The organism is Pukyongiella litopenaei (assembly GCF_003008555.2).
Taxonomy (GTDB): domain Bacteria; phylum Pseudomonadota; class Alphaproteobacteria; order Rhodobacterales; family Rhodobacteraceae; genus Pukyongiella; species Pukyongiella litopenaei.
The window spans coordinates 3,531,499-3,549,393 of record NZ_CP027665.1 but is presented as its reverse complement, the minus strand read 5'-3'; the positions used below and the strand labels follow the sequence as shown (position 1 = coordinate 3,549,393).

Here is a 17,895-nt window from a genome sequence, read left to right as displayed (position 1 = left end):
CTAGCCGCCCGCGCGGCCAGGCGCAATCATCCGCATGTGATCAGATATCGTGTTCCTCGGGCGCCAGTGGCCCGCCCGGGGCGACCAGGCGGCGCTCCGGCAGCCAGGGGTTCAGCGCCAGCGCGCGGTCCAGGTCCCGTCGCGCCGCACCGGTCCGGCCCAGCGCCAGCAGCGTCAGCGCCCGCCCGGCAATGGCGGCGACGTGATCGGGCGACAGGGCGACGGCCCGGTCCAGGTCCGGCAGCGCACGGGAAAAATCCTGCCGCAGGTAGTTGACGAAGGCGCGCTGGTTGTAGCCTTCGGCATAGTCCGGGCAATAGGCGATCAGCGCATCGAACGCCTGCAAGGCGCCGAGGAAATTGTAACCCGACCGGTTGGTCATGCCGCGCTCCAGCAACGCCTGCGCGTGATCGTCGGGGGCATCCGCCCACAGCGCCCACATGTCGGGAACCAGCCGTTGCGCCTCGGCCTCGGTCCCGGCGCGCCGCGCCTGCTCCAGCAACCCGGCCAGCGCCGCGCCGTGATCGGGCGCGGGCGGACAGCCCGCCGCGGCCGCGCCGGAAAACCCGGCGGCGGCCAGACCCAGCATGAAAACGATCCGGCGCATGGTCCCATGCTGCGGCATCGGCGCGCCGGGTCAAATCACATTGTTGCGCGGCCCCTCGCCCGCAGCTATCCGCCCCAGTCGTCGGGCGGGCCCAGCGCGCCCTCTTCCTTGATCGCCTGCATCGCCACATAGGTCGAGGTCGACGCCACATGCGGCAGGGTCGAGATCTTTTCGGCCAGCACCCGGCGATAGGCGTTCATCGACCGTGTCCGGACCTTCATCAGGTAATCGAAATTGCCGGCGATCAGATGCGCCTGCTCGATCTCGCCGATCCGGGCCACCGCGGCATTGAAACCCGCCAGCGCCTTTTCGCTGGTATCGCGCAGCCGCACCTCGACAAAGGCGACGTGATCCAGCCCCAGCCGGATCGGATCGACCAGAGCCCGGTAGCCGGTGATGATGCCGCTCGTCTCCAGCCGCCGCAGCCGCGCCTGCGTGGGGGATTTCGACAGCCCGATCCGGCGGGCGAGATCGGCGATGGATATCCGGCCTTCCTCGGACAGCACCCTGACGATCGCGCGGTCGAACTCGTCCATGTCCCTGCCGTCCATTTGCATCGTCATATGCCGATATCCCTGCCCCATTGAATTGCGGTAACGCGAAATTCGGGCCGTTGTCCCGATCTCTTCGCGATATACTGCCCGAAACACCTGCCCCGATTCAATCGCCAGATCACGAGGTTCGCCATGACCGCAGACACCGCCCTGCCCCTGCGTTTTCGCATCGATGCCGGCACCTATGCCGACGAAGACCGGGTGATCGCGGACCTGATCGCGCAGGCCGGCCTGTCGGCCCGGGACCGGGCCGCGATCTGCACCGCCGGCGCGGATCTCGTGCGCGCCATCCGCGACCAGACCGCCCCGGGCCTGATGGAGGTGTTCCTGGCCGAATACGGCCTGTCCACCGATGAGGGCGTGGCGCTGATGTGCCTGGCCGAGGCGCTGCTGCGGGTGCCCGATGCCGACACCATAGACGCGCTGATCGAGGACAAGATCGCCCCGTCCGACTGGGGCCGCCACCTGGGCCATTCCACCTCGTCGCTGGTCAATGCCTCGACCTGGGCGCTGATGCTGACCGGCAAGGTGCTGGCCGATGACGCGCCCGGCCCGGTCGGCCACCTGCGCGGCGCGATCAAGCGGCTGGGCGAACCGGTGATCCGCACCGCCGTGGGCCGCGCGATGAAGGAAATGGGCCGCCAGTTCGTGTTGGGCGAAGACATAACGGCGGCGATGACGCGCGCCGCCGGCATGGAGGCCAAGGGCTATACCTATTCCTACGACATGCTGGGCGAAGCGGCGCGGACCGAGGCCGACGCGGCGCGCTATCACCTGGCCTATTCCCGCGCCATCACCGCCATCGCGGCGGCCTGCACATCGAACGACATCCGCGTCAATCCGGGCATCTCGGTCAAGCTCTCGGCGCTTTACCCGCGCTACGAAGTCGCCCAGCGCGACCGGGTGATGTCGGATCTGGTGCCGCGCCTGCGGTCGCTGGCGCTGCTGGCGAAATCGGCACGCATGGGGCTGAATGTCGACGCCGAGGAAGCGGACCGGCTGGCACTGTCGCTCGAGGTGATCGACGCCGTGATGGGCGAACCGGCGCTGGCCGGCTGGGACGGGTTCGGCATCGTGGTGCAGGCCTATGGCCCCCGCGCGGGCATCGTGATCGACGAACTTCATGCGATGGCCAACCGCCATGACCGCAGGATCATGATACGGCTGGTCAAGGGCGCCTACTGGGATACCGAAATCAAGCGGGCGCAGGTCGCGGGCATGGACGGCTTTCCGGTCTTTACGCGCAAGCCCGCGACCGACATCTCCTACATTGCCAATGCCCGCAAACTGCTGGGCATGACCGACCGGATCTATCCGCAATTCGCCACCCACAACGCGCATACGGTCGCCGCGATCCTGCACATGGCGGGCGAACAGCCCTACGAATTCCAGCGCCTGCACGGCATGGGCGAAAGCCTGCACCGGATCGTCAGGGACCGCGAAAACACCCGCTGCCGCATCTATGCCCCGGTGGGCGCCCATCGCGACCTGCTGGCCTACCTGGTCCGGCGGCTGCTGGAAAACGGCGCCAATTCGTCCTTCGTCAACCAGATCGTCGACGAAAACGTGCCCGCCGAAACCGTTGCGGCGGACCCGTTCGAAACGATCCGCGCCGATGCCCCGGCCATTCCCGCCGGCACCGCCATGTTCGCGCCGGAACGGCCCAATTCACGCGGCTTCGACCTGGCCCACGCGCCGACCCTGGCCGTGATCGAGGCGGCCCGCGCGCCGTTTCGGGATCATCGCTGGCAGGCCGCGCCGCTGCTGGCGCGAAAGGCAACCCCCGCCCCCGAAGAAACCGTCGCCAACCCGGCCAATGCGGCCGACAGCCCCGGCGCGGTCGCACCCACCTCGGCCACGGATATCGAAACCGCTTTGGCCGCCGCGCGACCCTGGGGTGACAGCGCCGCCGATCGCGGCGCCGCGCTGAACCGGGCCGCCGATCTCTACGAGGACAGCTTCGGCGAGATCTTCGCCCTGCTCGCCCGCGAGGCCGGCAAGAGCCTGCCCGACGCCGTCGCCGAACTGCGCGAGGCGGTGGATTTCCTGCGCTACTACGCCGCCCGAATTCCCGACGCGGATCCGGCCGGGCTGTTCACCTGCATCAGCCCGTGGAACTTTCCGCTGGCGATCTTCACCGGCCAGATTGCCGCTGCGCTGGCCACCGGCAACGCGGTGCTGGCAAAACCGGCGGAACAGACGCCGCTGATCGCATCGCTGGCGGTGTCGCTGCTGCATCGCGCCGGCGTGCCGCGCACCGCGCTGCAACTGCTGCCCGGCGGCGGCGTGGTCGGCGCGGCGCTGACCTCGGATTACCGCGTCGGCGGCGTGGCCTTCACCGGCTCGACCGAAACCGCGCTGAAGATCCGCGCCGCGATGGCCGAACACCTCGCCCCCGGCGCGCCGCTGGTGGCCGAAACCGGCGGGCTGAATGCGATGATCGTCGATTCGACCGCGCTGCCGGAACAGGCGGTGCAGTCGATCGTCGAAAGCGCGTTCCAGTCGGCGGGCCAACGCTGCTCGGCGCTGCGCTGCCTCTATGTGCAGGAGGATATCGCCGACGATCTTCTGGCCATGCTCGGGGGCGCGATGGACGCGCTGCATATGGGCGACCCGTGGGACCTGGCCACCGATTGCGGCCCCGTCATCGACGACGACGCCCGCGCGGGCATCGCGGCGCATGTGGATGCGGCTCGGGCCGAAAACCGGGTGCTCAAGGAATTGCGCGCGCCCGCCAGCGGCACCTTCATCGCGCCAACGCTGATCGAACTGCCCGGGATCGCGGCGCTGGAGCGGGAAATCTTCGGCCCGGTCCTGCATGTGGTCCGGTTCGGATCCGCCGATCTGGACCGGGTGATCGACGACATCAACGCCACCGGCTACGGGCTCACCTTCGGGCTGCACACGCGCATCGACGACCGGGTGCAGCATGTGACCGACCGGGTGCATGCGGGCAACCTCTATGTGAACCGCAACCAGATCGGCGCCATCGTCGGCAGCCAGCCCTTCGGCGGCGAAGGCCTGTCGGGCACCGGCCCCAAGGCGGGCGGCCCGCATTACATGGCGCGGTTCTGCGCCCCCGACCGGCAGGCGGCGGTGGACGGCTGGACCGGCCCCGCAACCGGCCGGCCGGAGCCCGCCGGCACGCCGGCGCCGCCCGAAACCCGGTCCCTGCCCGGCCCCACCGGCGAATCGAACCGCATGACCGTGACCCCGCGCGCGCCGCTGCTCTGCCTCGGTCCCGGCCCGCAAACCGTGCGCGCGCAGGCCGCGGCGGTGCAATTGGCGGGCGGCGTCGCACTCTGCCCCGATGGCGAGATCGCGCCGGATGAACTCACCGGGTTCGACGGGATCGCGGGGGTTCTCTGGTGGGGCGACGCCGATCGCGGGCGCGCCATCGAACAGGCCCTGGCCACGCGCACCGGACCGATCCTGCCGCTGATCCCCGGCAAACCCGATCCGGCCCGGGTGATGGGCGAACGGCATCTGTGCATCGACACCACCGCCGCCGGCGGCAACGCGGCACTGCTGGGCGGCGCGGCCTGAGCAGCGCATCGCGGCCTCTGCCCTGATAATGAACCACGGGCATCACCAACGCCCATCGGCCGGGACGACAGACCACCGTCCCTGCTTCATCTTGCCCGATAAACTCCGGGGAGCGCGAGGGGCTGGCCCCTCGCTCCGGCGGCCGGTCCGGGTGCGCCGCCCTTGACCCCGCGCCGCATCCGGCCCAGCCTGTCGCCAGATGCTGCCGATCCGCGATCATAACCCGTCAGGACGCACGCCCGTCGTCGTCTACGCGCTGATGGCCACGAATATCCTCGTGTTCCTGTCCTATTTCGGGATCATGGACGATCCGCACTATTTCAGCCGCCTCATGTTCGACTGGGCGCTGATCCCGGCGCGGGTGGCGCAGGGCGACGGCGCCTATACGCTGATCACCTCGACCTTCCTGCATGGCGGGTTCCTGCATCTGGCGGGCAACATGCTGTTCCTGTGGATCTTCGGCGACAACCTCGAGGACGAGATGGGCCACGGACCCTTCCTGCTCTTCTATCTCGCCTGCGGGCTGGGGGCCGGGCTGATCCATGTGGCCGCCGGGCCCGGTTCGATGGTGCCGACCGTGGGCGCCTCGGGCGCGATCGCGGGCGTCATGGGCGGCTACATGCTGCTGTTCCCGCGTGCCCGCGTCGATATCTTCATCTTCCTGGTGATCCTGATCCGCATCATCCCGGTCCCGTCCTGGGTGATGCTGGGCGTCTGGCTGGGCCTGCAGGTGATGGGCGGCATCGGCACCGATCCCGATGCGGGCGGCGTGGCCTACTGGGCCCATGCCGGGGGATTTGCCGTGGGGCTGATACTGACCCTGCCGCTGTGGCTGCGCCGGGGCGGCGCGGCATTCTGGAACCGCACCCACGGGCACCCCCCGCATGCCGAACACCGCTATCGCATCGCCACGACCCGTATCCCCCGAGTACCCCGGTCCCGGAGATAGGACACCGCCCCCGCATCACCCCGCCGCATCACCCCACGGGCACTTCGGTGGTGTGCTTTACCCGCCGCATGGCAAAGATGGTCGAAGTGCCGGCGACCGCCTCATGTTCCAGCACATGTTTCATCAGGATCGCCTCGAGATCGGCCATGTCCCGCACCAGCAGGTGCAGCAGGTAATCCCATTCGCCCGAGATCTTGTAGACCTCGACGATGGTCGGTTCCTGTTCCATCGACCGCTGGAAATCCTGCCGCGACCGGGCATCCTGCGATTTCATCCGCACCTGGCAGAACACGTCCATCGAACGGCCCACGGCGGCCGGATCGACCAGCCTCACCTGCGGTCCGAGAATGCCGCGATCCTCGAGCCCGCGGATCCTTCGCCAGCAGGTGGCGGCAGAGGTTCCGACCGCCTCGGCCAGGTCCGCGACGCTTCTGGAGGCATCCCGCTGCAGGACTGACAGGATTCTCTGGTCCAGACCGGATATCGTCATGCGCTCGTTCACCTCTCACCCCAATATGAAACATTCATTTCAACTCTAGGCGAGCCCCGTCGCGGATTGAAGAGACTGGCTCAGCATTATGCTACTATTCTCCCAGATCAGCGTTCGGAACTCGCCCAGGCGCGACCCCAGGAGGACCGGCATGACGGATCAGACCCCTGTTCTGAGAGATTACGACCTGCTCGACCGTTACACGCGCCGGCAGGGCCGGGTGTTCCTGACCGGGACACAGGCGATCGTGCGCATCGCGCTGGACCAGGCGCGGCGCGACCGCGACCGCGGCCTGGACACGCGCGGCTATGTATCGGGCTATCGCGGATCGCCGGTGGGCGGGATCGACCTCGAAATCGAGCGGCACCGCGCCATCGTCGAAGAGGCCGGGATCGAGTTCCTGCCCGCCGTCAACGAAGAATTCGGCGCGACCCAGATGATCGGCACCCAGCAGGTCGAGACCGATCCCGACAAGATCTGCGCGGCGGTGTTCGGGCTGTGGTATGGCAAGGGGCCCGGTGTCGACCGCGCGTCGGATGCGCTGAAACACGGCAATGCCTACGGGTCATCGCCCACCGGCGGGGTCCTGGTGGTCGCGGGCGACGATCACGGCTGCGTCTCGTCCTCGATGCCGCATCAATCCGACGTGGCGTTCATGAATTTCTTCATGCCCACGCTCAACCCCGCCAACGTGGCCGAGTTCCTGCCCTTCGCCGAATGGGGCTATGCGCTGTCGCGGTTCTCGGGCATGTGGGTCGGGTTCAAGGCGATCTCGGAAACGGTGGAATCGGGCATGTCCTTCGACCTGCCGCCCGACCGCGATTTCGTCGCCCCCGATTTCACACCCCCCGCCGACGGGCTGCATTACCGCTGGCCCGACCTGCCCGGCCCGCAGATCGAGGAACGGATGGAGGCCAAGAAGAACGCGGTGCTGGCCTTTGCCCGCGCCAACCCGATCGACCGGGTGGAATGGGGCCATGATGACGCGCAGTTCGGCATCGTGACCACCGGCAAATCCCATCTCGACGTGCTCGAGGCGCTGCGGCTGCTGGGCATCGACCGGGCAACCGCCGCCGACCTGGGCATCGACATCTACAAGGTCGGCATGGTCTGGCCGCTGGAGGATGTCGGCGCGCTGAAATTTGCCAGCAACAAGCAGGAACTCCTGGTCATCGAGGAAAAGCGCGGCATCATCGAAAGCCAGCTCAAGGAATATTTCTACGACTTTCCCGGCCACAAGCCCGAACGCATGGTCGGCAAGCGCGACGAACATGGCGAACGGCTGGTGCCCTGGACGCATGAACTGGGCGCCGTGATGCTGGCGCGGATCATCGCCGCCCGGCTGGACCTGAATTTCCCCGGGCTGCACCTGTCGGACAAGGCCGCCGCGATCATCCCGCCGTCCCGGCCCATCACCGTCGCCGGGGCCACCCGCACCCCGTATTTCTGTTCGGGCTGTCCGCATAACACGTCAACCAAAGTGCCCGAGGGCAGCGAGGCCATGGCCGGGATCGGCTGTCATTTCATGGCCAGCTGGATGAACCGCAATACCACCTCGCTGATCCAGATGGGCGGCGAAGGGGTCAACTGGGTGTCGCGGTCGAAATTCAACGGCAACAGGCACATCTTCCAGAATCTCGGCGAAGGCACCTATTACCATTCGGGCATCCTGGCGGTGCGGCAGGCCATCGCCGCCGGCACCAACATCACCTACAAGATCCTGTTCAACGATGCCGTCGCCATGACCGGCGGGCAGGTCGTGGACGGCCCGATCAGCGTGCCGGCCATCGCCAATACGCTGGTTTCGGAAGGTGCGAAACAGGTGGTGGTCGTCTCCGACCGGCCCGAACAGTTCGACAAGGCCGATTTTCCGCCGGGCGTCCGTATCGAACACCGCCGCGACATGGACCCCATCCAGCGCGAGCTGCGCGACATTCCCGGCACCACCGTGCTGATCTATCAGCAGACCTGCGCAACCGAGAAGCGCCGCCTGCGCAAGCGTGGCAGGATGGAGGATCCAAAGAAATTCGCCGTCATCAATCCGCTGGTCTGCGAAGGCTGCGGCGATTGCTCGGTGGAATCGAACTGCCTGAGCGTCGAGCCATTGGAAACCGAGTTCGGGCGGAAACGCCGCATCAACCTGAATTCCTGCAACAAGGATTTCACCTGCCTGAACGGGTTCTGCCCCAGCTTCGTGACCGTCGAGGGCGCCAGCCTGAAAAAACCGGGCGCGTCCGAAAACCGGGTCGCGCTCGACACCCTGCGGGCCAGCCTGCCCGACCCGGCCCTGCCCGGGCTCGACACCCCCTGGGATATCCTGGTGACCGGCGTCGGCGGCACCGGTGTCGTCACCGTCGGCCAGCTGATCGCGATGGCCGCCAACCTGGAGCAGAAAGGCGCAAGCGTTCTGGATTTCATGGGGTTTGCCCAGAAATTCGGGCCGGTTCTGAGCTATATCCGCATGTCGGAAACCGAGGCCGGGGTGAACCAGGCCCGGATCGAACCCAGTTCCGCCGATGCGCTGATCGGCTGCGATCTGGTGGTCAGCTCGTCGCCCAAGGCAAGCCTCACCTATCGCGCCGGCGTCACCCGCGCGGTGGTCAACACCGCCGTGATGCCGACCGGCGACCTGGTGCAGAACCGCGACGCCGATCTGAGGGCCGAAACCCGCCTGGCCGAGATCGGCAAGGCGGTTGATGCGGCCGCGCTGAAGACGCTCGACGCCAATGCGCTGGCCGAGGCGCTGGTGGGCGACAGCGTGTTCGCCAACGTGATGATGCTGGGGGCTGCGTGGCAGGCCGGGCTGGTGCCGCTGGGTCTTGAGGCGCTGATGCGGGCCATCGAGCTGAACGGGGTCAAGCCGGAGCTGAACAAGGACGCCTTTGCCTGGGGCCGCGTCGCCGCCCATGCTCCCGATGCCGTGGAACGCATCGCGCAACTGCCGGTCAGCCCGGTGCAGACGCTCGACGAAAAGATCGACCGCCGCGCCGCGTTCCTGGCCGAATATCAGGATGACGCCTACGCGCAGGAATACCGCGACACGCTGGCCGGGGTGCAGGCGGCGGAAACCCGCGTCGCGGGCGCCCCCGGCGCGCTGACCGAGGCCGCCGCCAGAGGGCTGTTCAAGCTGATGGCCTACAAGGACGAATACGAGGTGGCGCGGCTGCATATGCAGACCGGGTTCCGCGAGAGCCTCGCGGAGCGGTTCGAAGGCGATTTCGTCATCCGCCACCACCTCGCTCCGCCTTTCCTGCCCGCCGCCGTCGATGCGCGCGGACGGCCGCGCAAACGCAGTTTCGGGCCGTGGATCGCTGGTGCGATGTCGCTGCTGGCGCGCATGAAGCGGCTGCGCGGAACAGCCTTCGACCCGTTCGGATATGCCGCAGAACGCCGCACCGAACGGGCCCTGATCGGCGAATACCGCGAGCTTCTCGACCGGCTGGTGGCCGGACTGACGGCCGCAAACCGGGCCGAGGCGGCACGGATCGCCGCCATGGTGATGGAAATCCGCGGCTATGGCCCGGTCAAGGACGCGGCCATCGCCGGAACCCGCGCCGGGATCGCCCGCGCGATGGCCGCCTATGCGGCCTGAAATGGACTAATGTTTCGCCTTTCCGTGCTGGGCCGGCCCGCCTATTCATTGGTCAGTGGATCCCGGACACCCTTGCGGGATGACCGGACCGTGCCAAAACCGCCCGAACGGCCTGAGGAGGACAGGACATGACCCTGCAGCACATCAGCAGCTATGCCCATGGCGAATGGATCGCGCCCGGATCGGGCGCCCGCACCATCGCCGACGCGGTCACAGGCGAGGTGTTCGCGACCGCGGGCAACGACGCGCTGGACGTGGCCGGGATGCGGGATTTCGCCCGCGGGAAAGGCGGGGCCGCGCTGCGCGCCATGACCTTCCACGAACGGGCGCGGATGCTGAAGGCGGTGGCGCTGCATCTCGACGGCCACAAGGACGCGCTCTACCGGCTGTCCTATCGCACCGGCGCGACGCTGGCCGACAGCCGGATCGACATCGACGGCGGGATCGGCACCCTGTTCGCCTTTGCGTCGAAGGGGCGGCGCGAGATGCCGGACGGCCATGTCTATGTGGACGGCGACGTCGAACGGCTCGGCCGAACGGGCCGTTTCCTCGGCCAGCATGTCCATACCCCGCTGCGCGGCGTTGCCGTGCATATCAACGCGTTCAACTTTCCGGTCTGGGGGATGCTGGAGAAACTGGCGCCCACGCTGCTGGCGGGGATGCCTGCCATCGTCAAACCCGCAACCGCCAGCTGCCATGTCACCGAGCTCTGCGTGCGGGCGATGATCGACAGCGGCCTGCTGCCCGAGGGCGCGGTGCAGCTGATCACCGGCGGCACCGGCAACCTGCTGGACCTGCTCGACTGCCAGGACGTGGTCAGCTTCACCGGCTCGGCGGACACCGCGTTCGCGCTGCGGTCAGCCCCGCATATTCTGCGCAACTCGATCCGCTTTGTCGCCGAACAGGACAGCCTGAACGCCTCGGTTCTCGGCCCTGATGCCGCGCCGGGCACGCCCGAGTTCGATCTCTTCGTCAAAGAGGTCCACCGCGAAATGACGACCAAGGCCGGGCAGAAATGCACGGCGATCCGCCGCATCCTTGTTCCCGACGCCCATGTGCAGCCGGTGATCGAGGCGATTTCGGCCCGGCTGGCAGGCACGGTGATCGGGGCGCCGGATCTGGACGGCACGCAGATGGGGGCGCTGGTCTCGAACGCACAGAAACGCGACGTGCTCGACAAGGCGGCCATCATCGCGGGCGAAGCCGAACGGGTCCATGGCGATCCGGAGGCGTTCGAGGTTTCCGGCGCGGATGCCGAAAAGGGCGCCTTCGTGCCGCCGATGCTGTTTCACTGCGCCGATCCCGAACGGGCCGAACGGGTCCACGACACCGAGGCCTTCGGACCCGTTTCCACCGTCATGGGCTATCGCGATCTCGACCAGGCGATGGCACTGGTGAACCGTGGCGGCGGCAGTCTCGTCGCGTCGGTCATAACCCGAGATCCCGAGGTGGCGCGCAGGGTCACGCTGGGTGCCGGGGCGTTCCACGGGCGGCTCTATTTCAACAACCGGGATTCGATGGCCGAGGCCACCGGCCACGGGTCGCCGCTGCCGCATCTGGTGCATGGCGGCCCCGGCCGTGCGGGCGGCGGCGAGGAAATGGGCGGCATTCGCGGCGTGAAACACTACATGCAGCGCACGGCGATCCAGGGCAGCCCCGACATCCTGACCGCCATCACCGACCAGTGGGCGCCCGGCGCGACCGAGATCGAAGGCCCGGCGCATCCCTTCACCCGCCGGTTCGGCGAACTGGAGATCGGCGAAACCTTCCACAGCGGCGAGCGCCAGGTGACGCTCGACGACATCGAGCATTTCGCCCATTTCACCGGCGACACCTTCTATGCCCACATGGATGACGACGCCGCCGCGCGGAACCCGTTCTTTCCGGGCCGGGTCGCCCATGGATACCTGCTGCTGTCCTTTGCCGCGGGGCTGTTCGTGGAACCAGACGAAGGCCCGGTGCTGGCCAATACCGGGCTCGACGGGCTGCGGTTCATGAAACCGGTGACGGCCGGTACGCGGATCAAGGTCCGCCTGACGGTCAGGAAAAAGACCCGCCGCACCCCTGACTATGGCGAGGTGCGCTGGCACGTCACCCTGACCGATCAGGATGGCGACAAGGTCGGCGAATACGAACTGCACACGATGAACGCCTATTGAGGATCGGAACATGAGCGACACCATACGCGTCGAGGATCACGGCACCTGGGCCGAGATCACGCTGAACCGCCCGGACCGGCTCAACAGCTTCAACGAAGAGATGCACCATGCCCTGCGCGCGGCGATCGGCGCGGCACGCGATCAGGGCAAGCGCGGCCTGCTGCTGACCGGCGCGGGGCGCGGATTCTGCGCGGGCCAGGATCTGGGCGACCGTGACCCGTCGAAGATGGAGGGCAAGCCCGATCTCGGCCGGACCGTGCGCGAATTTTACGCGCCGCTGGTCAACCTGATCCGGTCGCTCGATTTTCCGGTGGTCTGCGCGGTGAACGGGGTTGCCGCCGGCGCGGGCGCAAACCTGGCGCTGGCCTGCGACATCGTGCTGGCGGCAGAAAGCGCGAAATTCATCCAGTCCTTTGCCAGGGTCGGGCTGATCCCGGATACCGGCGGCAGCTGGCACCTGCCCCGGCTGCTGGGCGAAGCCCGCGCCAAGGGGCTGGCCCTGACCGCGATGCCCCTGCCCGCCCGCCAGGCCGCGGACTGGGGGCTGATCTGGCAGGCGCACCCGGATGACAGGCTAATGGACGAGGCCCGCGCCCTGACCGAAACGCTGGCCCACGGCCCCACGCTCGGGCTCGGCCTGACCAAGAAGTGCATCCAGGCCGCCGCGACCGACAGCTTGCGCGACCATCTCGAAATCGAAGCCGAGGCCATGAAGACCTGCGGCGAAAGCGACGATTACGCCGAAGGCGTCACCGCCTTCCTGACCAAGCGCAAACCCGAGTTCCGGGGCCGGTGATCGCGCCCTGTCTGGCCGGTATTAGCTGCCCCGGTCAGGCCGGTAAACCCGCTGGCCCGCCGGTGCACGCCGTGACCGCGCGCCCGGTTGGCAGGGCGGCGAAACCGGGTATAGTCCGGGGCACCGGTCACTATCGGGGTCCGATTTCCATGCGTTCATTCGACGAGATCCACCAGATCGCCGCCGACCGGCATGGCGGGCCGACCGCACTTGAGGCGCAGCTGTCCCGGCCCCGCGATGCCACCGAACTGGCGGCCCTGCCCGATGACCGCTGGCTGGCCACGCTGACGAAATGCGTCTTTCAGGCAGGCTTCAACTGGAAGGTGATCGAGGCGAAATGGGACGGGTTCGAAACCGCCTTTGACGGGTTCGACCCGCATCGCTGCGCCTTCATGGACGATGACCGGTTCGACGCCCTGCTGGCCGACCGGCGCATCGTTCGCAACGCGGCCAAGATCGCCACGGTCCGCGACAACGCGGCCTTCCTGCTGGAACTGCGCGAGGACGGTGGCGCGGGCAAGGTGCTGGGTGGCTGGCCGTCCACGGATTTCATCGGGCTGCTCGACCTGCTCCGAACCCGGGGCGCGCGGCTGGGCGGCATGACAGGGCAATATGCCATGCGATTTTCCGGGCGCGACAGCTTTATCCTGTCGCGGGACGTGACCGCGCGGCTGATCGCCGAAGGCGTGATCGACAAGCCCGCCGGATCGAAATCGTCGATGCGCGCCGTGCAGGGCGCGTTCAACACATGGATGGACCAGTCCGGCCGGTCACTGACCGAGATCAGCCGGGTTCTGGCCATGAGCCTCTGATCCCGTGCCGACGCTGCGCCTGTCTGCCCGCCTGGTTCTGCCGCTGCTGCTGGTGCTGCTGAGCACCGGTTGCGGGCGCAGGCTGACCGAGGGCGAGGCCGCGTTCGTCACCCGGCTGCAGGGCGGTGCGATCGACACCGCCCGCGTGCGCCTCGTTTCCGGCGCGCCGCTGAACTCGGTCACCTTCCGCCGCCAGGCCCGTCCCCGCAAGAGCTGCCGGGAACGGATCCTGCCGCCCTCCGAGGGCGATACCGTCACCGTTCGCCCCGCCGCCGTCGCACTGCTCAACACCGTGCATTTCACCGACGACTGGTATCTCGACGACTACCTGAAGGGCTGGCCGGAGCAGGTGCATCTGGTTCCGGCGATGCTGTTCGCCCATGAGATGACCCATGTCTGGCAATGGCAGAACCGCCGGGTCACCGGCTATTCCCCGTTGCGCGCGGCAGCCGAACATGGCCGGTCCGACGACCCTTACCTGTTCGATCTCGACGGTGCGCCCGCGTTCCTGTCTTTCGGATATGAACAACAGGGGGCCATCGTCGAGGAATATGTGTGTTGCCGCGCGCTGGCCCCGCAGGCGGCGCGCACCAGGCGGCTGCATGCCATGCTGAAGGGCGCCTTTCCGGTCGCCGACCTGCCCGCGCGGGGGCGCGAAAGCGATGTATTCCTGCCGTGGAGAGGCGCGGAACTGGGCGGTATCTGCGCCTGACTATTCCGTCTGGATGCTTTCCAGATAGGCCAGCAACGCGGCCAGCGGGCGCGGCGTCGGGGTCAGCGTCCCGTCCACGTCCACCGGAACCAGCTCGCCCTCGAGCAGCGAGCCATATTCCGGCATCTCCGCCAGCCCGGTCCGGTCCTGCCCGTAGCCGTCGATCTGCGACAGCACCGCCGCGCGCGGGAACCGGCCGCCGTTGCGGGCGGCGATCGTGGTCAGGTCCGGCGTCTTGCGCCCGTCCGCCAGAACGACGCCGCCGCCTGCATCGCTGCCATGGCAGCCGGTGCAGTTGCTGGCAAAGAGCTGCGCGCCCTCGGTGGCATCGGGCATGCCATCGACGGCGCAGGCCGCGGCAATCGCAAGGGCCGGCAGGGCGGCGAACATATAGGGGCGGGTCATGCAGAGGCGTCTTTTCTGTTTCGGTCAGGTCATTTCTGAATGGAAATCAGGAAGGCGACAAGGTCAACAATCGGCTGGCTGGTCAGAATCGGCTGGCCATCGGGCGTCTTCAGCGCCGCACCGCTGCCCTCGAAGAAATCGCCATAGACCGGCATCGGGCTGCCATGGCTGACCAGGGGATCGCGCCCGTCGATCCGCCGGACCACCCGTTCGGTGGGAAACACCCCGCCATTGCCCGCGCTGAGCCCGGTCAGGTCGGCAGGCGCGATCAGCATCACCCCCGCCATCGGCCCATGCCCCGTTGCCTCGATCCCGTGGCAGGTCGCGCAATGGGCGCGGTAATCGGCTTCGCCCGCCCCGGTATCCTGTGCCATGGCTGCGGGCGCTGCCGTCATCAGGGCCAGCGTGACCGCCGGTATCAGCTGGGTTGGTCGCATGGGTTCGGTCTCCCTGTTTGTGGCACGGTTCAACACGAGACTTGTGCCGGCGCCGCAGGATCGCAATGATCCCGATCAAGCGGGACCGGAATTCGGAGGCGGGATGACCCATTATGCGCTGATCATGCTGGCGGCCGGCATCGGCATTCCGGTGCTTGCCGCGTTGAACGCCCAGCTGGGCAAGGTGATCGGCTCGCCGGCGGCGGCGGGGGCGATTCTGTTCATGGTTGCCCTGGGTGCCGCGGCGGTCGCGACACTGGTGACCGGCCCCCAGGCGCTGTCGCGGGCGCCGGCGGCCCCAAGGCACCTGTTCCTGGCCGGTCTCCTGGTGGCGTTCTACGTCCTGTCGATCACCTATGTGGCGCCGGTCTTCGGCGTCGGAAACGCGGTGTTCTTCGTGCTGCTGGGGCAATTGCTGAGCGCTGCGCTGATCGACCATTTCGGCCTGTTTGGCGCGCAGGTCAGCCCGCTTACGGCCACCCGCGCCGCCGGTATCGCGCTGATGGGCGCCGGGGTCTGGGTCACGCAGCACTGACCCCGCAGATCCCCGGCCATGGCGGCGGATCGCGCGGATTGGACTCAGGGGATTGCCGTGAAGAAATGGCGCGGTTGACGGGGCTCGAACCCGCGACCCCCGGCGTGACAGGCCGGTACTCTAACCAACTGAGCTACAACCGCGCATCTCTTGCCCTTCCCGGGCCGGGTCTGGCAGCAGTGGCGCGGTTGACGGGGCTCGAACCCGCGACCCCCGGCGTGACAGGCCGGTACTCTAACCAACTGAGCTACAACCGCCCGCTGCCCGCCCACTGACGTGAGCGTTCGCACCTCTTATGGCCCCGTCCTGCCCCCGTCAAGCGCCCTTGGCCAATTTTCATGGCAAGCGGCGGTTCCGGATGACGCGACCGTCCCTGCCGGGCGCTGACCGGCGGGTTTGCGTCACCCCTCCGCGTCGCAAACGGGACAGACAGGCCCGCCCGCCGGGGCAGACTGGTGCAGGGAGCGAGGACATATGCACGGCCGGAATTCCAAGATCGATCTGATCCGGCGGACCATCGGGGCCGCGCGCGGGCGCGCGGCACGCGGACAGCCCGGACGGGCCTGAACCCGCCCTTCCCCCGCCCTACCCCATTGTCCAGGGACCGTCCCGATGAATGACCAGACCAGACCACGAGCGGCCTCGCGCAGCGGCGGCCGCGCTGCCCGCCGCGCCGCCCGCGCCAGCGCCCTGCCCGATCACCTGCGCCCGGTGCGCCCCGGCCTCGAAGGCGGGCTCTATCGCCCGCTTGCCGATACCGACATGCAGAAGATCCACGGCGCGGCGCTCGATGCGCTCGACCGGATCGGGCTGGCGGATGCCCCGCCCAGCGGGATCGCGTATCTGACCGGCGCGGGCTGCACGCTGGGCGATGACGGACGCCTGCGCTTTCCCCGCGCCCTTGTCGAGGATACGCTGGCACGGGCCAACCGGTCCGTCACGTTGCATGGCCGCGATCCGGCCCATGATCTGGACCTCGGCGGCACCCGCGTGCATTACGGCACCGCCGGCGCGGCGGTGCACATGGTCGACGCGGACGGGCGCAGCTATCGCGACAGCACGGTGCAGGACCTGCACGATGCCGCCCGTATCGCGGACCGGCTCGACAATATCCATTTCCTGCAGCGCCCGATGGTCTGCCGCGACATTCCCGACAACCGGGACATGGACCTGAACACCATCTATGCCTGCTGTTCCGGCACCACAAAACATGTCGGCACCTCGTTCACCGAGCCGGGATTCGTGGCCGACGCGCTGGAAATGCTGCACATGATCGCCGGGGGCGAAGAGGCCTGGCGGGCGCGGCCCTTCGTCAGCAACTCCAACTGTTTCGTCGTTCCGCCGATGAAATTCGCGACCGAAGCCTGCCAGGTGATGGAAAACTGCATCCGGGGCGGGATGCCGGTGCTGCTGCTGTCGGCGGGCATGGCCGGGGCCACTGCGCCGGCGACGATCGCGGGCGCGATCGTGCAGGCGGTGGCCGAATGCCTGGCCGGGCTGGTCTATGTCAATGCGGTGCAGCCCGGCGCGCCCGCGATCTTTGGCACCTGGCCCTTCGGGCTCGACCTGCGCACCGGCGCGATGACCGGCGGGTCGGGCGAACAGGCGCTGCTGACGGCGGGCTGCGCGCAGATGCACCGGTTCTACGACCTGCCCGGCGGCGCGGCGGCGGGGATCGCGGATGCGAAACTGCCGGACATGCAGGCGGGCTGGGAACAGATGTGTTCGAACGTGATGGCCGGGCTTTCGGGGTTGAACATGGTCTACGAGGCCGCCGGCATGCACGCCTCGCTGCTGGGGTTTTGCCATGAAAGCCTGATCCTGGGCGACGATCTCATCGGCCAGGCGCTGCGCTGCGTGCGCGGCATCGAGGTGACCGAGGACACGCTGGCCGTGGACCAGATCGCCGAGGTCTGCCTGGGCGGCAGCGGCCATTACCTGGGCACCGAACAGACACTGGGGCGGATGCAGGCGGATTACGTCTATCCCGCCCTCGGCGACCGCACCTCGCCCAAGCAATGGGCGGAGATGGGCAAACCCGACCTGATCGCCCGGGCCACCGCCCGCAAGGAAGCGATCCTGTCCGAGCCCGCGCCCGCGCGGTTCGACGCGGCAACCGATGCGGCGATCCGGGCGCGGTTCAACATCCACCTGCAGGGGTGACGCGAAAAAATGTGGGGGGCCGAGACCCCCCATCCAGTTTCGCCGTTCAGGCTCATGTGATTACCGCCCGAAGTTTTTTGCCTGCGTCCTGAACGTCGCCGGGACGAGCGCACCCGCCCCATGAACAGGTGGGAAGGA

14 protein-coding genes and 2 tRNA genes are annotated in these 17,895 nt (G+C 68.0%); 9 read left to right on the top strand and 7 right to left on the bottom strand.

Translation table 11 applies throughout. The annotated features are described in order from the left end of the window. Positions 1 to 40: 40 nt before the first annotated feature. Together C6Y53_RS17365 and C6Y53_RS17360 are read right to left on the bottom strand one after the other, a co-directional pair. Positions 41 to 607 (bottom strand): tetratricopeptide repeat protein, encoded by a 567-nt coding sequence (locus C6Y53_RS17365; RefSeq protein ID WP_149615549.1) that lies wholly within the window; start codon positions 605 to 607, stop codon positions 41 to 43. A gap of 65 nt (positions 608 to 672) precedes the next feature. After that, on the bottom strand, positions 673 to 1,164 hold the full coding sequence (locus tag C6Y53_RS17360) for an Lrp/AsnC family transcriptional regulator (protein WP_106474173.1): 492 nt from the start codon (positions 1,162 to 1,164) through the stop codon (positions 673 to 675). A gap of 129 nt (positions 1,165 to 1,293) precedes the next feature. Between C6Y53_RS17360 and putA the strand changes: the two genes are divergently transcribed. Next, positions 1,294 to 4,707, top strand: coding sequence for a bifunctional proline dehydrogenase/L-glutamate gamma-semialdehyde dehydrogenase PutA (gene putA, locus C6Y53_RS17355; protein ID WP_106473585.1), 3,414 nt, complete (start codon positions 1,294 to 1,296; stop codon positions 4,705 to 4,707). Between the two features lie 199 nt (positions 4,708 to 4,906). Next, on the top strand, positions 4,907 to 5,656 hold the full coding sequence (locus C6Y53_RS17350) for a rhomboid family intramembrane serine protease (RefSeq protein ID WP_106473584.1): 750 nt from the start codon (positions 4,907 to 4,909) through the stop codon (positions 5,654 to 5,656). Between the two features lie 28 nt (positions 5,657 to 5,684). Here the strand turns inward: C6Y53_RS17350 and C6Y53_RS17345 are convergent, their stop codons facing one another. Then, complete coding sequence (locus C6Y53_RS17345) at positions 5,685 to 6,146, bottom strand: Lrp/AsnC family transcriptional regulator (protein WP_106473583.1); 462 nt, start codon at positions 6,144 to 6,146, stop codon at positions 5,685 to 5,687. Positions 6,147 to 6,297: 151 nt separating this feature from the next. Between C6Y53_RS17345 and C6Y53_RS17340 the strand changes: the two genes are divergently transcribed. From C6Y53_RS17340 to C6Y53_RS17320, 5 genes are all read left to right on the top strand, one after another. Next, positions 6,298 to 9,738 (top strand): indolepyruvate ferredoxin oxidoreductase family protein, encoded by a 3,441-nt coding sequence (locus C6Y53_RS17340; RefSeq protein ID WP_106473582.1) that lies wholly within the window; start codon positions 6,298 to 6,300, stop codon positions 9,736 to 9,738. A gap of 128 nt (positions 9,739 to 9,866) precedes the next feature. Continuing rightward, positions 9,867 to 11,897 (top strand): phenylacetic acid degradation bifunctional protein PaaZ, encoded by a 2,031-nt coding sequence (gene paaZ, locus C6Y53_RS17335; protein ID WP_106473581.1) that lies wholly within the window; start codon positions 9,867 to 9,869, stop codon positions 11,895 to 11,897. A gap of 10 nt (positions 11,898 to 11,907) precedes the next feature. Beyond that, entirely contained in the window at positions 11,908 to 12,693 is a 786-nt protein-coding gene (gene paaG / locus C6Y53_RS17330) for a 2-(1,2-epoxy-1,2-dihydrophenyl)acetyl-CoA isomerase PaaG (protein ID WP_106473580.1), read from the top strand. A gap of 149 nt (positions 12,694 to 12,842) precedes the next feature. Further along, the gene (locus C6Y53_RS17325; RefSeq protein ID WP_106473579.1) at positions 12,843 to 13,505 is read left to right on the top strand and encodes a DNA-3-methyladenine glycosylase I; all 663 of its coding nucleotides are present in this window, start codon (positions 12,843 to 12,845) and stop codon (positions 13,503 to 13,505) included. 4 nt (positions 13,506 to 13,509) lie between these two features. Beyond that, the gene (locus C6Y53_RS17320) at positions 13,510 to 14,217 is read left to right on the top strand and encodes a hypothetical protein (protein ID WP_425300323.1); all 708 of its coding nucleotides are present in this window, start codon (positions 13,510 to 13,512) and stop codon (positions 14,215 to 14,217) included. Here the strand turns inward: C6Y53_RS17320 and C6Y53_RS17315 are convergent, their stop codons facing one another. After that, positions 14,218 to 14,622, bottom strand: a complete 405-nt coding sequence (locus tag C6Y53_RS17315) for a c-type cytochrome (protein WP_244614869.1) — start codon at positions 14,620 to 14,622, stop codon at positions 14,218 to 14,220. A gap of 29 nt (positions 14,623 to 14,651) precedes the next feature. Continuing rightward, on the bottom strand, positions 14,652 to 15,059 hold the full coding sequence (locus C6Y53_RS17310) for a c-type cytochrome (protein ID WP_106473578.1): 408 nt from the start codon (positions 15,057 to 15,059) through the stop codon (positions 14,652 to 14,654). A gap of 103 nt (positions 15,060 to 15,162) precedes the next feature. Between C6Y53_RS17310 and C6Y53_RS17305 the strand changes: the two genes are divergently transcribed. Beyond that, positions 15,163 to 15,594, top strand: a complete 432-nt coding sequence (locus C6Y53_RS17305; RefSeq protein WP_106474170.1) for a DMT family transporter — start codon at positions 15,163 to 15,165, stop codon at positions 15,592 to 15,594. Positions 15,595 to 15,660: 66 nt separating this feature from the next. Here C6Y53_RS17305 and C6Y53_RS17300 read toward each other — a convergent pair. Together C6Y53_RS17300 and C6Y53_RS17295 are read right to left on the bottom strand one after the other, a co-directional pair. Then, positions 15,661 to 15,737 (bottom strand) — tRNA-Asp (locus C6Y53_RS17300). 37 nt (positions 15,738 to 15,774) lie between these two features. Continuing rightward, positions 15,775 to 15,851: transfer RNA gene (locus C6Y53_RS17295), tRNA-Asp, on the bottom strand. Between the two features lie 355 nt (positions 15,852 to 16,206). Between C6Y53_RS17295 and C6Y53_RS17290 the strand changes: the two genes are divergently transcribed. After that, on the top strand, positions 16,207 to 17,757 hold the full coding sequence (locus C6Y53_RS17290) for a trimethylamine methyltransferase family protein (protein ID WP_106473577.1): 1,551 nt from the start codon (positions 16,207 to 16,209) through the stop codon (positions 17,755 to 17,757). The last annotated feature ends 138 nt before the right edge of the window (positions 17,758 to 17,895 follow it).

What these genes read in the sequence shown, in the direction of transcription:
- C6Y53_RS17325 (WP_106473579.1), top strand. Translation starts at nt 12,843, where the DNA reads ATGCGTTCATTCGACGAGATCCACCAGATCGCCGCCGACCGGCATGGC.
- C6Y53_RS17290 (WP_106473577.1), top strand. Translation starts at nt 16,207, where the DNA reads ATGAATGACCAGACCAGACCACGAGCGGCCTCGCGCAGCGGCGGCCGC.
- C6Y53_RS17360 (WP_106474173.1), bottom strand. Translation starts at nt 1,164, where the DNA reads ATGCAAATGGACGGCAGGGACATGGACGAGTTCGACCGCGCGATCGTC.
- paaG (WP_106473580.1), top strand. Translation starts at nt 11,908, where the DNA reads ATGAGCGACACCATACGCGTCGAGGATCACGGCACCTGGGCCGAGATC.
- C6Y53_RS17345 (WP_106473583.1), bottom strand. Translation starts at nt 6,146, where the DNA reads ATGACGATATCCGGTCTGGACCAGAGAATCCTGTCAGTCCTGCAGCGG.
- paaZ (WP_106473581.1), top strand. Translation starts at nt 9,867, where the DNA reads ATGACCCTGCAGCACATCAGCAGCTATGCCCATGGCGAATGGATCGCG.
- C6Y53_RS17365 (WP_149615549.1), bottom strand. Translation starts at nt 607, where the DNA reads ATGCGCCGGATCGTTTTCATGCTGGGTCTGGCCGCCGCCGGGTTTTCC.
- C6Y53_RS17315 (WP_244614869.1), bottom strand. Translation starts at nt 14,622, where the DNA reads ATGACCCGCCCCTATATGTTCGCCGCCCTGCCGGCCCTTGCGATTGCC.
- C6Y53_RS17305 (WP_106474170.1), top strand. Translation starts at nt 15,163, where the DNA reads ATGACCCATTATGCGCTGATCATGCTGGCGGCCGGCATCGGCATTCCG.
- C6Y53_RS17350 (WP_106473584.1), top strand. Translation starts at nt 4,907, where the DNA reads ATGCTGCCGATCCGCGATCATAACCCGTCAGGACGCACGCCCGTCGTC.
- putA (WP_106473585.1), top strand. Translation starts at nt 1,294, where the DNA reads ATGACCGCAGACACCGCCCTGCCCCTGCGTTTTCGCATCGATGCCGGC.
- C6Y53_RS17310 (WP_106473578.1), bottom strand. Translation starts at nt 15,059, where the DNA reads ATGCGACCAACCCAGCTGATACCGGCGGTCACGCTGGCCCTGATGACG.
- C6Y53_RS17340 (WP_106473582.1), top strand. Translation starts at nt 6,298, where the DNA reads ATGACGGATCAGACCCCTGTTCTGAGAGATTACGACCTGCTCGACCGT.